The sequence below is a fragment of the Pseudomonas sp. NPDC085632 genome (assembly GCF_044541255.1).
Classification (GTDB): Bacteria; Pseudomonadota; Gammaproteobacteria; order Pseudomonadales; family Pseudomonadaceae; genus Aquipseudomonas.
In genome coordinates this window covers 111118-124180 of the sequence record NZ_JBITSX010000006.1, presented here as the reverse complement: position 1 = coordinate 124180, position 13063 = coordinate 111118, and the positions used below count along the sequence as shown (strand labels likewise).

General features: G+C 59.5%; 11 protein-coding genes. 7 read left to right on the top strand and 4 right to left on the bottom strand.

Features of this window, described 5'->3' with window-relative positions; translation table 11 throughout:
• Positions 1–254 precede the first annotated feature (254 nt).
• On the top strand, positions 255–809 hold the full coding sequence (locus ACIF4X_RS07680) for an RNA polymerase factor sigma-70 (protein ID WP_397481631.1): 555 nt from the start codon (positions 255–257) through the stop codon (positions 807–809).
• Positions 810–917: 108 nt separating this feature from the next.
• Here the strand turns inward: ACIF4X_RS07680 and ACIF4X_RS07675 are convergent, their stop codons facing one another.
• From ACIF4X_RS07675 to ACIF4X_RS07660, 4 genes are all read right to left on the bottom strand, one after another.
• Positions 918–1931 (bottom strand): GNAT family N-acetyltransferase, encoded by a 1014-nt coding sequence (locus ACIF4X_RS07675; RefSeq protein ID WP_397481630.1) that lies wholly within the window; start codon positions 1929–1931, stop codon positions 918–920.
• Between the two features lie 89 nt (positions 1932–2020).
• Positions 2021–2830 carry a sugar-binding protein gene (locus ACIF4X_RS07670; RefSeq protein ID WP_397481629.1) on the bottom strand — a complete coding sequence of 270 codons (810 nt, stop codon included), beginning with the start codon at positions 2828–2830 and terminating at the stop codon, positions 2021–2023.
• 139 nt (positions 2831–2969) lie between these two features.
• The gene (locus tag ACIF4X_RS07665) at positions 2970–3764 is read right to left on the bottom strand and encodes a substrate-binding periplasmic protein (protein WP_397481628.1); all 795 of its coding nucleotides are present in this window, start codon (positions 3762–3764) and stop codon (positions 2970–2972) included.
• A 92-nt stretch (positions 3765–3856) separates the two neighbouring features.
• Complete coding sequence (locus tag ACIF4X_RS07660; protein WP_397481627.1) at positions 3857–4480, bottom strand: TetR/AcrR family transcriptional regulator; 624 nt, start codon at positions 4478–4480, stop codon at positions 3857–3859.
• A gap of 184 nt (positions 4481–4664) precedes the next feature.
• Here ACIF4X_RS07660 and ACIF4X_RS07655 point away from each other — a divergent pair, with 184 nt between their 5' ends.
• The 6 genes from ACIF4X_RS07655 (at position 4665) to ACIF4X_RS07630 (ending at position 13013) form a co-directional block, all read left to right on the top strand.
• Positions 4665–6449 (top strand): acyclic terpene utilization AtuA family protein, encoded by a 1785-nt coding sequence (locus tag ACIF4X_RS07655; protein ID WP_397481626.1) that lies wholly within the window; start codon positions 4665–4667, stop codon positions 6447–6449.
• Positions 6450–6461: 12 nt separating this feature from the next.
• Positions 6462–7331 (top strand): SDR family oxidoreductase, encoded by an 870-nt coding sequence (locus ACIF4X_RS07650; RefSeq protein ID WP_397481625.1) that lies wholly within the window; start codon positions 6462–6464, stop codon positions 7329–7331.
• A 3-nt stretch (positions 7332–7334) separates the two neighbouring features.
• Positions 7335–8951: a geranyl-CoA carboxylase subunit beta gene (atuC, locus tag ACIF4X_RS07645; RefSeq protein WP_397481624.1), complete on the top strand. Its 1617-nt coding sequence runs from the start codon at positions 7335–7337 to the stop codon at positions 8949–8951.
• A 30-nt stretch (positions 8952–8981) separates the two neighbouring features.
• The gene (gene atuD, locus ACIF4X_RS07640; protein WP_397481623.1) at positions 8982–10139 is read left to right on the top strand and encodes a citronellyl-CoA dehydrogenase; all 1158 of its coding nucleotides are present in this window, start codon (positions 8982–8984) and stop codon (positions 10137–10139) included.
• On the top strand, positions 10136–10933 hold the full coding sequence (locus ACIF4X_RS07635) for an enoyl-CoA hydratase/isomerase family protein (protein WP_397481622.1): 798 nt from the start codon (positions 10136–10138) through the stop codon (positions 10931–10933). The genes atuD and ACIF4X_RS07635 overlap by 4 nt, the downstream gene beginning before the upstream one ends.
• Before the next feature lie 118 nt (positions 10934–11051).
• Complete coding sequence (locus ACIF4X_RS07630) at positions 11052–13013, top strand: acetyl/propionyl/methylcrotonyl-CoA carboxylase subunit alpha (protein ID WP_397481621.1); 1962 nt, start codon at positions 11052–11054, stop codon at positions 13011–13013.
• The last annotated feature ends 50 nt before the right edge of the window (positions 13014–13063 follow it).

Sequence of the window (13063 nt, the reverse complement as noted above, 5' to 3'; positions counted from 1 at the left end):
GGCCGGGGTCGTGCCCCCGTAACCATTCACCAATGAGAACGGATGACGTCTTGAAATAATTAGTCGGCAGGCTGGATCGCCAATGGGACCGGGGTGTGGCGGCGTGTCGCAGTTCTCACATCGCACCGATTTGGATCATTAGTTCTCTTTCTCAATTGACAATCATTATCATTCAACATAATTTGTCGCTCGATGTGTAGGACGGCCCCGTCCCCAGGCGTCCCACTAACCTATTTGGCAGCAAGGTGATTTCCATGACGGAACAAGTATCCACAAGCAAGTGCGATTCACCGCTACTTCAGGCATTCGTCGACAATCGACTGATTCTGGTCAAGATTGCAGCCCGTATTACCGGCTGCCGGTCGCGCGCCGAAGATGTGGTGCAGGATGCGTTTTTCCGACTGCAATCGGCGCCACCGATCACGTCGTCGATCAAGGCGCAACTGAGCTATCTGTTCCAGATCGTGCGCAACCTCGCCATCGATCACTACCGCAAGCAGGCGCTTGAGCAGAAGTACTCCGGCCCTGAAGAGGAGGGGCTGAACGTGGTGATTCAAGGTGCTTCGCCGGAAACCTCGCACATCAACTTCTCGACCCTGGAGAACATTGCCGACGCGCTGACCGAACTGCCCAGCCGCACTCGCTATGCATTCGAGATGTACCGCCTGCACGGCGTGCCGCAAAAGGATATCGCCAAGGAACTCGGCGTTTCGCCGACTCTGGTCAACTTCATGATTCGAGATGCGCTGGTGCACTGCCGCAAGGTGTCGGGCAGCCGCCGCGATGCGGTGATTGTCGGTCGTCGCTAAGACCGCGTCGCCAGAAAAAAAAGATCGCAGCCTTCGGCAGCGCCTACATGGAAATGCATTCCTCTGTAGGCGCTGCCGAAGGCTGCGATCTTTTGCTTTTAAATCACCTCAGGCCAACTTGCACCGATCAAAAAACCGCTCACGCCCCAGCATCATCAGCGCCGCACGCTTGTGCGGGAAGTCGAATTCCTTCTCGCAGTGAAAGCACTGATTCTGCATATGGCCGATCATCTTCGCGTTGTCGGCCCGTGGTTCTGCGACCACCCTTTGAGTGCGCGGATCGTCGAGAAACAGGTAATGCACCAGCGCCGATAGCCAACTCGCCACTTTGTGCGGGCCACGGTGATCCTCCTCGCCCACCAGCATATGAATGCCGCGATCGTAATTGTCGGCATCGTAGAACGGCGCAATGCGATCCTCCTTGGCCCAATAAGCTTCGAAATAGGCAAACGGCTGGTCATCGAAACAGCCGATCAGGGTCAGCGTGTGCGGGTCGGCATCGAGTTTGCTCAAGTATTCGCGGTGCTTCTCGAGACTGCCCTCTTCCTGCCAGAAACTCGCGACGCGCGGGCTGTTTTGCCAGCGGTTGAAACGCGGCAGGTCTTCTTCGATCTCTACCGTGCGCAGGGAAATCCACGCGCCCAGACGGGCATCGAAACGCCGGTACACTTCACCGCGCGGTTTGACCGGCCGCAAAGGATGACGCTTGCCCTGGCTGATAACCATTTGCTGCGGATAGCTGCCCGTCAGTGAAGTGCCGAGCCACGGTTGCGGCAGTTGCCAGAACAGCGTGCGTTCACAGCGATACTCACCGGCCACGTCGGTGCTCACCAGCAAGCCGCTGAGCAAGGCTTCGGTCGGCGGCTGATCGAGTTGCCAGGTCAATTGCCGACACGCCGGATCCCGCGCGAACAGCCAGTAACAGGCTGCCCACAGCGCCTGCCCGGGCGGCAGCGCAAAGCGCTCATCGAGCTGGATCGATCCCTTGGCCTCTCGATCGAGGCGCAGGCGAATCAGCGGTTGACCGTCCAGGCTCAGGCTCAGACGGCTTTCGGTGGCATCAGCGATCAGTTGGCTGCCCGAAGGCAAGGCCAGGGCAGTCAGGTCATTCAGATTGGACATGGGTCGGGCTCACGATAATCGTCGACAGTTCAACGATGGGACGTGAGCCACGGATGAAAATTTAGCCTTTGCGAATGAAATCAGCAGAATCAACGCTGCCTGACATGGATGTTATCGATTTCAAAGTCATTTCCATCAAACCCATATTCATGACTTTCCACCTTAAGTTGCATGCTTTGATCCGTTGCGATGAAAGTGCCAGACAGTGTTTGCCAAAGCGTCTGCGCAAAGGGTGTGGGCTCTGTTACTGCGACTGTCCCCGCGTGAAGTGACAGGACAGGGACAGGCGCTATCGGGTTCCTGCGTCTGACCGACAAGGAAAACTCGTAGGTGGCCCCCACCGAGAGATCAGCAAACACTTTAGTCAGGAGCACACCAGCCGGTTTATACGCGAGATCAGAGATCAGGATCCCATTGCGCGCAATCAGATCTGCCGGACGCATCGTTGGCCCTGCTGCCCAATGGTTCCAGTCGTCATTGTCGAACGTGGTCATATCATCGATAGGCACACGTACCTGCAGACTCAACGGCGAAAACAGCAACGGACAATCGCAACATGCCGTGCCCAATGACACTTGAAATACAAGTACGATATGGCTGTTGTGCTTAAGGCTCTGCAGATAATCCCAGGTAATTGTTCTGCACCAACCCTCATCAAACTCTTGTTGCGTCACCGGCTCAGCGTCGGCAATGCGCAGCATGAGGGGCGAACCGTCGTTCGCCTGACCACAGACGTACAACGTCGTTGATTGTCTGAGCGCCATAAATGGCCACGTCGAAACCCGCACTGTGATGCCAGTCGAATCATCGGGCTTGTTCAATGTGAGGACACTCCCGCTGGCTTGCTCTATGAATGGAGCAGGAACACAACGCAGTGAAATCGGGGACGGATTGAACATGGGCAAATTCCTTTTACGCAAGCCCCTCACAATGAGGGGACGTGGGAAGGAATCAAAACCTCAAGCAATAATTTCGTCTACTGTCAGATCTGACAGGTTTGTGCATATATCCGACAAACGGCGCGGCTTGAAACTCCGGCTACTTTGGCACCGGGACCACCGCAATTTTGTAAGGCTCGAAGATCTTCAGCATTTCGCCATTGTCGCGCAGGCCTTTTAGCAAAAAGGCAAACGCAGCGCCGGTAATCGGCGCCGTCGGGCGAAGAATCGCGTAATGGTGATAGACCTGATCGATGCGCTGCGAGACCAGCAACTCGTTGCGCACCTTCTCGTTACGCAGCAGGTAATCAAACAGATAGGAACGGGTCACCAAGGCAATATCGGCGCGCCCGCGCAGCACCATCAGCAGGTTGCTGTCGTGGGAATAAGTCAGCGTGGCGTTGTAATTCTGTGCAAGAAATTTGGGATCGGCGTTGAAATTGGCGAATTCGTAGTGATAACCGCTGAACAGCGCGAGGCGCTTGCCGGTGAGTTCGGCAAAGTAGTTCTGCTGACGACCGTCCTCGCGCTGCGCGACGAAAATCTCCGCGTCCTCGAGGCCCATGTCGACATCCGTGTGAGGAATGTCTTTCCAGCCCCACTCAGGGTTCTCGAAAATCGCCATGTCGATCCGGCCCTGCTTGAAATCCCCGAAACGCCGGGGAATCGAGGTCGGCACCAGGACGAACTGATAGTCGCTTTGCAGGCGATTGAGGGCCTCGACCAACTGCGGCAGGAGGCCTGTGTCGGCACCGTTCTCCGGGCGAATGGTGTAAGGCGGAAAATGCGCCGCGCCGACCCGAACCAGTTGCGCTGCCTGAGCGGGCAATACCCAAAATGCAGCCAGCGCTGCGAGCATCAACCCCGCGGCCGTCCGAATTGGCGAAGACTTCAAAACACCCCACTCCCCGAAAAAATACCGATCAATGCATTCAAGCTAGGCGGTTTCGCCCAGTTAGCCAGTTTCCCGGCCGGATAGAAAGTGCTTCAGCGCGCTTCAAGGACCAGAATCAACGCCTCGTCGGCCAACTGATCGAGGCTCAAACTGCCGCCGGCACGGAACCATGTGGTCGTCCACGACAATGCGCCGGTGAGGAAACGTCGGGTAATAAATACATCGCCACGAATGAATCCGGCGTCCTTGGCTTCACCCAGCACTTGCAGCCAGATGTCTTCGTAGACATCGCGCAGCGCCAGCACCTTGGCCTGGCCTTCTTCGGAGAGCGAGCGCCACTCGTAGACCAGCACCGCCATGGCTTCACCGCTGCCGCCCATGATCGACTGCAATTCGCAGCGGATCAGCGCCAGCACGCGCTCGCGCACATCTGCCGCGTCGGCCAGCGCAGCTCGCATCAACGCGGTGTTGTAACGGATGGTTTCTTCCATTACCGCGCGGAGGATTTCATCCTTGCTTTTGAAGTGATGAAAAATGCTTCCCGACTGGATGCCCACGGCACTGGCCAGATCACGCACCGTGGTGCGTTCATAGCCTTTGTTACGGAACAGGTGAGCGGCCACTTGCAGCAATTTGCCGCGGGCGCTGTCGGGGTCGGTCAACTGGCCGTCGTCGACCAAATCGCGCATGACCCTCAGGGCTTTTTGCTCGTCCACCCGTTCTCTCCTACAGTCGATCAGTCTGTTGCCCCCTGAAACCGCAGGGTTGCGCGCAATTTAAGCCGCCAGCGGCAACCAAGCAAGCGCTTGGGCAGAAGATAGTTTCAACTGTTTACAAACCAAGCGCTTGCTTGGTAGCCTCCAGACACTTCTGTCGCAGGTTGCTGAGTCGGAGATAAAAATGCCCACCACCGTTCGCATCGGATGCGCCAGTGCATTCTGGGGAGATACGTCCACCGCCGCCGCGCAACTGGTGGAGGGCGGCAAGCTGGACTATCTGGTGTTCGACTACCTCGCCGAGATCACGATGTCGATCATGGCCGGCGCACGCATGAAGGACCCGCAGGCGGGGTTCGCCGGCGACTTCATCGAAGTACTCACGCCTCTGTTGCCGCAGTTGGCCGAGCAGAACATCCGCGTCATCAGCAATGCCGGCGGGGTCAATCCGCAAGCCTGCGCCAACGCCTTGCAAGCGGCCTGTGACAAGGCCGGCATCGACCTGAAAATCGCCGTACTGCTCGGCGACGACCTGCAACCACAGCTAAAAAACCTCAGCGGCATCACCGAGATGTTCAGCGGCGCCCCGCTGCCGCCGATGTGCGTGTCGACCAACGCCTACCTTGGCGCGCCGGGCATTGTCGAAGCCTTGCGCCTGGGCGCAGACATTGTCATCACCGGGCGCGTGGTTGACAGCGCCGTGGTCAGCGCCGCGCTGGTGCATGAGTTCGGCTGGTCGTGGCACGACTACGACAAACTCGCCCAGGCCGCACTGGCCGGGCACATCATCGAGTGCGGCGCGCAATGCACCGGCGGCAATTTCACCGATTGGCGCGAGGTGCCGGATTACGAGCACATCGGTTTTCCGATTGTTGAAGTCAGCGCCGACAGCCAGTTCATCGTCAGCAAACCCGAAGGCAGCGGCGGACTGGTCACACCGCTGACCGTCGGCGAGCAGATGCTGTATGAAATCGGCGATCCCCAAGGCTATCTGCTGCCCGACGTGGTCTGCGATTTCACTGAGGTCAAACTTCAGCAACAAGGTAAAAACGCGGTGCATGTGCACGGCGCCAAAGGCCTGCCACCCAGCGACAAATACAAGGTCAGCGCGACCTACCCGGACGGTTTTCGCTGCACCGCCAGTTGCCTGATCGCCGGCATCGATGCGGTGGAAAAAGCGCAGCGCGTCAGTCAGGCAATCATTGCCAAGACAGAGGAAATGTTCAGCCAGCGCGGCTGGCCGCCGTACACCGAGACCGATATCGAACTGCTCGGCAGCGAAGCCACCTATGGCCCCCACGGTCAGCGTCATGACAGCCGTGAAGTGGTGATCAAACTCGCCGTGCGCCATCCGAATAAACAGGCGCTGGTGCTGTTCTCCCGGGAAATCGCTCAGGCCGCCACCGGCATGGCGCCGGGGCTGACCGGTATTGTCGGTGGGCGGCCAACGGTGTATCCGTTGATTCGTCTGTTCTCGTTTCTGATCGATAAAAGCGCCTGCACCTTGCAGATTGATCTGGCCGGCGTTCGCCATCCTTGTGCCCTGCCCTCATTGGCAGCGCTCGACAGCGAAGATTTGCCGATTGCCCAGCAACCGCCGAAACCTCAGGGTCGCGCCGATGCCAGTGTGGCGTTGGTGAAACTGGCCGTGGCGCGCTCCGGAGACAAAGGTAATCACAGCAACATCGGCGTCATACCGCGCAAACCCGAATACCTGCCATGGATCGCCGAAGCGCTGACCCCGGCCGTCATGGTCGACTGGATGAGCCACGTGCTCGACCCGACCCACGGCCGGGTCGAGCGCTGGTATCTGCCCGGCACCCACAGCCTGAATTTTCTTTTGGAAAACGCGCTTGGCGGGGGTGGCGTGGCCAGTCTGCGTATCGATCCGCAAGGCAAAGCCTTCGCCCAGCAACTGTTGGAAATCCAGATCCCGGTGCCACAGAGCATCGCCGAACAACTCGACTAGAGGATGGTTTGCATGGCTTACGCGTCGATTTTCCACGCCGATCTGTTCAGCGGTCAGAGCATTATCGTCACCGGCGGCGGCAGCGGCATCGGACGCTGCACCGCGCATGAACTGGCAGCGCTCGGCGCCCATGTGCTGCTGGTCGGGCGCAAGCCGGAGAAGCTGCAAAAGGTCGCCGACGAAATCGCCCAGGACGGTGGCCGCGCGCACTGGTTGGCTTGCGATATCCGCGATGAAGAAGCGGTGAAGCAACTGGTCAGCGAACTGATTGCTGAACATGGGCCGATCCACGGCCTGGTCAACAATGCCGGCGGCCAGTACCCGTCGCCTTTGGCTTCGATCAATCAGAAAGGTTTCGAAACCGTGTTGCGCACCAATCTGGTCGGCGGTTTCCTGATGGCTCGCGAAGTGTTCAACCAGTCGATGAGCAAACACGGCGGCAATATCGTCAACATGCTCGCTGACATGTGGGGTGGCATGCCCGGCATGGGGCACTCGGGCGCGGCGCGCTCGGGCATGGACAACTTCACCAAGACTGCCGCGTTCGAGTGGGGTCATGCCGGCGTGCGAGTCAACGCGGTAGCGCCGGGCTGGATTGCCTCCAGCGGCATGGACACCTATGAAGGCGCATTCAAAGCGGTGATTCCGACCCTGCGTGAACATGTGCCGCTCAAGCGCATCGGCACCGAATCGGAAGTCAGCGCCGCGATCGTGTTTCTGCTCAGCCCGGCGGCGGCGTTCATCAGCGGCAGCACGTTGAAAATCGACGGGGCGGCCAGCCTCGGCAGCCGTGCATGGCCACTGCACAAGGCCACTCACAGCGAGTCATTCAACGGCTTTCACCGGGCCTACTTGCCCGATGTGCTGAAGGACAAGGAGTAGCTCATGCCGCAGATCCAGTCCCAACTCGATCCGCACAGCGAAGCGTTCGCCCGCCACCGTGCGGCCATGCTCGCGGCCATCGAGCAAGTGCAGCAACTCGAACAGAACCTGCTGAACAAGGCCGCCGAAGCCAAGGTAAAATTCGACAAGCGCGGGCAACTGCTGCCCCGCGAGCGCCTGAACCTGTTGCTTGATCCCGGTGCGCCATTCCTCGAACTGGCCAGCCTCGCCGGTTACAAATTGCACGACGACAAGGACGGCAGTTCCGCCGGTGGCGGACTGATCGCTGGCATCGGTTATGTCTGCGGGATCCGTGCGATGGTCGTGGCGAACAACAGCGCGATCAAGGGCGGGACGATCTCGCCCAGCGGCCTGAAAAAATCCCTGCGCCTGCAACAGATTGCCCAGGAAAACAAACTGCCGGTGATCACCCTCGCCGAAAGCGGCGGCGCCAACCTCAACTACGCTGCAGAAATTTTCGTCGAAGGCGCGCGCAGTTTTGCCAACCAGGCGCGGATGTCGGCAATGGGCTTGCCGCAGATCACTGTGGTGCACGGCTCGGCGACGGCGGGCGGCGCCTATCAGCCGGGGCTGTCGGATTACGTGGTGGTGGTGCGCGGCAAGGCCAAGCTGTTTCTCGCCGGTCCCCCGCTGCTCAAAGCCGCCACCGGTGAAGTCGCCACCGATGAAGAACTGGGTGGCGCCGAGATGCATGCGCAGGTCGCCGGGACGGCTGAATACCTGGCTGAGAACGATGCCGATGGGGTGCGTCAGGTGCGTGAAATATTGCGCATGCTGCCGTGGAACGAACAACTGCCCTGGCTGCCGGAGCCACAATACAAAGAACCGCTCTACCCGATCGAAGAACTGCTCGGGTTGATCCCGGACGATCCGAAAAAGCCTTATGACGCGCGCGAAATCATCGCGCGCATTGCCGACGAATCGTGCTTTCTCGAATTCAAGGGCGAGTTCGATCAGCAAACCCTCTGCGGCCAATTGAAGATTCAAGGTCGCGCCTGCGGTTTCATCGGCAACAACGGCCCGATCACACCGAAAGGTGCGAGCAAGGCAGCGCAGTTCATCCAGTTGTGCGATCAGAGCCAGACACCGCTGCTGTTCTTCCATAACACCACCGGTTTTATGGTCGGCACCGAATCCGAGCAGCAAGGCGTGATCAAACATGGCTCGAAACTGATTCAAGCGGTGGCCAATGCGCGGGTGCCTAAACTGACCCTTGTCGTCGGCGGCTCCTACGGCGCCGGCAACTACGCGATGTGCGGGCGCGGCCTCGACCCACGCTTCATCTTCGCATGGCCGAACAGCCGCACCGCCGTGATGGGCGGCGCGCAAGCCGGCAAGGTATTGCGCATCGTCACCGAAGCCAAACAGCTCAAGGACGGCCTGACGCCGGACCCGAAAATGCTCGACATGCTCGAACAGGTCACCGCGCAGAAACTCGACAGCCAGTCCACCGCGCTCTATGGCAGCGCCAATCTGTGGGATGACGGGCTGATCGACCCCCGTGACACCCGCACCCTGCTCGGCTACTTACTGGACATCTGCCACGAAGCCGACATTCGCACGTTGCAACCCAACAGCTTCGGCGTCAGCCGGTTCTGACCGCCACGGACCCTACGGAGAACAATAACAATGATCTTCACACCGGAACACGAAGCCCTGCGCCGTACCGTCCGCCAATTCGTCGAGCACGACATCAACCCGCACGTCGATGAATGGGAAAAGGCCGGGCGCTTTCCGATCCACGAGATTTTCCGCAAGGCTGGCGACCTCGGTTTGCTCGGCATTTCGAAACCGGAAAAATTCGGCGGCATGGGCCTCGATTACAGCTATTCGATTGTCGCCGCCGAAGAATTCGGGACCATTCATTGCGGCGGCATTCCGATGTCGATCGGCGTACAGACCGACATGTGCACGCCAGCCCTCGCCCGCTTCGGCTCCGATGAACTGCGCGAAGAATTCCTGCGGCCGGCAATCACTGGCGAACAGGTCGGCTGTATCGGTGTTTCCGAAGTCGGTGCCGGCTCCGACGTCGCCGGGCTGAAAACCACCGCACACAAGGATGGTGACGACTACGTGATCAACGGCAGCAAGATGTGGATCACCAACTCACCGAGTGCCGATTTCATCTGCCTGCTGGCCAATACTTCGGACGATAAACCGCACATCAACAAATCGCTGATCATGGTGCCGATGAATACGCCGGGGATCAGCCTCAGTTCGCACCTGGACAAACTCGGCATGCGCAGTTCGGAAACCGCCCAGGTGTTTTTCGACAACGTGCGCGTGCCGCAGCGCAATCGCATCGGCCACGAAGGCGCCGGGTTCATGATGCAGATGCTGCAGTTTCAGGAAGAACGCCTGTTCGGCGCAGCGAACATGATCAAGGGCCTGGAATATTGCGTCGACAGCACCATCGAGTACTGCAAGGAGCGCAAGACCTTCGGCAATGCGCTGATCGACAATCAGGTCATCCACTTCCGCCTCGCCGAACTGCAAACTGAAATCGAATGCCTGCGCGCGCTGGTCTATCAGGCCACCGAGCAGTACGTGAAAGGCCAGGACGTTACGCGGCTGGCATCGATGGCCAAGCTCAAGGCCGGACGCCTCGGCCGCGAAGTCAGCGACAGCTGCCTGCAATATTGGGGCGGCATGGGTTTCATGTGGGACAACCCGGTGGCGCGCGCCTATCGAGATGTACGGCTAGTGTCGATTGGCGGTGGCGCCGACGAAATCATGCTGGGGATCATCTGCAAACTGATGGGCACCCTCCCGGGGAAAAAGAAATGAGCAACCTGCCGCAATGTCAGACGCTGTTGCTGGAACTGCATGGCGGCGTGCTGCACATCACCCTCAATCGGCCAGACAGCCGTAATGCGATGAGTCTGCAGATGGTCAGCGAGTTGCGCGCAGTGCTGAAGTCCGTACGCAATGAGCGCAGCATTCGGGCCCTGGTACTCAGCGGTGCTGGTGGGCATTTCTGCGCCGGTGGCGATATCAAGGACATGGCCAACGCCCGAGCTCAGGGTAGCGAGGCTTACCGCGATTTGAATCGTGCGTTCGGCGCCTTGCTGGAAGAAGCGCAGCACACGCCGCAAGTGCTGATCACCGTGCTGCAAGGCGCGGTGCTCGGCGGTGGTTTCGGGTTGGCGTGCGTCAGCGATATCGCCATTGCCGATCATCAGGCGCAATTCGGTCTGCCGGAAACCAGCCTCGGTTTACTGCCGGCGCAGATCGCGCCGTTTGTGGTGCAGCGTATCGGCCTGACCGAAACCCGCAGATTGGCGCTGACGGCGGCGCGATTCGACGGGCATCAGGCGCGGCGTTTGGGGTTGGTGCATTTTGTCGAGCAGGATGCGCAGGCACTCGCCGAGCGTTTGGATGAAGTGCTGCAACATGTGCTGTGTTGCGCGCCAGAAGCGAATGCCATGACCAAGAAATTGTTGTTGGCGAGCGCTGGTCAGCCTTCGAGTGAATTGCTGGATGAGGCGGCGCAGTGGTTTAGCGAGGCGGTGACTGGCGATGAAGGGATCGAGGGCACCATGGCTTTTGTGCAAAAACGTAAACCTCGGTGGGCCACCTAGAAGCATCGCTGGCAAGCCAGCTCCCACATGGGCTTTGCATCGCCCACAAAACCTGTGGGAGCGAGCCTGCTGCCGATGAGGCCATCACTTCCACCGCCAAAACTTCAGGAAGATCACCATGCCCGCCATCCACAAAATCCTGATCGCCAACCGCGGTGAAATCGCCTGCCGCATCCAGCGTACCGCCCAAGCCTTGGGCTACCGTACCGTCGCCGTCTTCAGCGATGCCGACGCCGAGGCCTTGCACGTGAAAATGGCCGATCAAGCCGTACATATTGGCCCCGCCCCGGTGCAGCAGTCGTACCTGAACATCCCGGCTATCCTCGACGCCGCCCGCCGCAGCGGCGCCAATGCAATTCACCCCGGCTACGGTTTTCTCTCGGAAAACGCCGAATTCGCCCGCGCCTGCGAACAGGCTGAGATGATCTTCATCGGCCCCAGTGTCGAAGCCATCGAATTGATGGGCAGCAAACGCCAGTCAAAAATCGCCATGCTCGAAGCCGGAGTGCCTTGTATAGCCGGTTATCAGGGTGTCGAACAGGACGACGCAACGTTGCTGTGCGAGGCCGAACGGATCGGTTACCCGCTGATGATCAAAGCCAGCGCCGGCGGCGGTGGACGCGGCATGCGTCTGGTGCACAACGCCGCGGATTTACCGGCACAACTGCGCACCGCGCGCTCCGAAGCTCTGAACGGTTTCGGCAGTGACGAACTGATCCTCGAACAGGCGCTGATCGAACCACGGCATGTCGAAGTGCAGTTGTTCGGCGATCAACACGGTAACTTGATCTACCTCGGCGAACGCGACTGTTCGATCCAGCGTCGCCATCAAAAAGTTATCGAAGAAGCCCCTTGCCCGGTGATGACTGCCGAGTTGCGTCAGGCCATGGGTGAAGCAGCATTGAAGGCCGGGCGCGCAGTCAACTACGTCGGCGCCGGCACCGTGGAATTTCTGCTCGATGCACGCGGGCAGTTCTACTTTCTGGAAATGAACACGCGTCTGCAAGTCGAGCACCCGGTGACTGAACTGATTACAGGGCTGGATCTGGTCGCGTGGCAATTGCGGGTCGCCGAGGGGCAGCCATTGCCGCTGACTCAGGACCAGGTCCAGCTCAACGGGCATGCCATGGAAGTGCGGCTTTACGCCGAAGATCCCGCGCAAGACTTCCTCCCGCAAACCGGTCGGGTAGAAGCCTGGGAGCCGGCACTGCAACACGGTTCGCGAATCGATCACGGCTTGCTTGAAGGGCAATCGGTGAGCCCGTTCTATGACCCGATGCTCGGCAAACTGATCGCCCACGGCGCCACCCGCGAAGAGGCCCGGCGCAAACTGCTGCGCGCGGTGCAAGACACGGTGCTGCTCGGGATGCAAAGCAATCAGCGCCTGCTCGCCAGCCTGTTGCAACATCCGCAGTTCATCAGCGGTGAATTCAGTACTGCCTTCATTGCGCAGTACTTCAGCGATCACCCCTGCTTACACCGCTCCGTTCCCGATGCCGAGCAACTGGCGATCGCAACGGTGCTGTTCTATCAAACCAGCGCCCTCTCCCACCGCGCCCCGCTCACCGGCTGGCGCAACAACGCCAGTGTGCCGCTGCATTATCGCCTCGGCCTCGACGATCAAAACTGGACGGTGCAACTTCTCCCGCAGGCGCAAGGCGCGTTCACCGTGCAGGTGGCCGAACGCACGCTTGAATTGAAACTCATCGCCCACGATACGCAGTCGGTGACACTGGAAGCCGACGGTCTACGCCAGCGCCATGCCTATCGCCTGGATGCCGCACAACTCTGGCTGTTTACCCATCCCGGCAGTCTGCGTCTGGAGGATCGAACTCACGCCGTGATCGACAGTCAGACCAGCGTCAGTTCCGGCACCTTGAAAGCACCGATGGACGGCGCCATCGTCGACGTATTGGTCAGCGAAGGCAGTCCGGTCAGCAAAGGTCAGCTGCTGGTGGTACTGGAGGCAATGAAAATGGAGCACCCGCTCAAGGCCGGCATCGACGGCGTGCTCAAGCGGGTGCAGGTCAAGGTCGGCGATCAGGTAAAAAATCGTCAGGTTCTGTTGCAGGTCGAGTAGTCGCCCACACACGCATGCGGGTTTTGACTACGCTCTGAGATATCAGAACG

Coding starts and splice junctions, on each gene's coding strand:
- ACIF4X_RS07680 (WP_397481631.1), top strand. CDS start 255: ATGACGGAACAAGTATCCACAAGCAAGTGCGATTCACCGCTACTTCAG.
- ACIF4X_RS07675 (WP_397481630.1), bottom strand. CDS start 1,931: ATGTCCAATCTGAATGACCTGACTGCCCTGGCCTTGCCTTCGGGCAGC.
- ACIF4X_RS07670 (WP_397481629.1), bottom strand. CDS start 2,830: ATGTTCAATCCGTCCCCGATTTCACTGCGTTGTGTTCCTGCTCCATTC.
- ACIF4X_RS07655 (WP_397481626.1), top strand. CDS start 4,665: ATGCCCACCACCGTTCGCATCGGATGCGCCAGTGCATTCTGGGGAGAT.
- ACIF4X_RS07650 (WP_397481625.1), top strand. CDS start 6,462: ATGGCTTACGCGTCGATTTTCCACGCCGATCTGTTCAGCGGTCAGAGC.
- atuC (WP_397481624.1), top strand. CDS start 7,335: ATGCCGCAGATCCAGTCCCAACTCGATCCGCACAGCGAAGCGTTCGCC.
- atuD (WP_397481623.1), top strand. CDS start 8,982: ATGATCTTCACACCGGAACACGAAGCCCTGCGCCGTACCGTCCGCCAA.
- ACIF4X_RS07635 (WP_397481622.1), top strand. CDS start 10,136: ATGAGCAACCTGCCGCAATGTCAGACGCTGTTGCTGGAACTGCATGGC.
- ACIF4X_RS07630 (WP_397481621.1), top strand. CDS start 11,052: ATGCCCGCCATCCACAAAATCCTGATCGCCAACCGCGGTGAAATCGCC.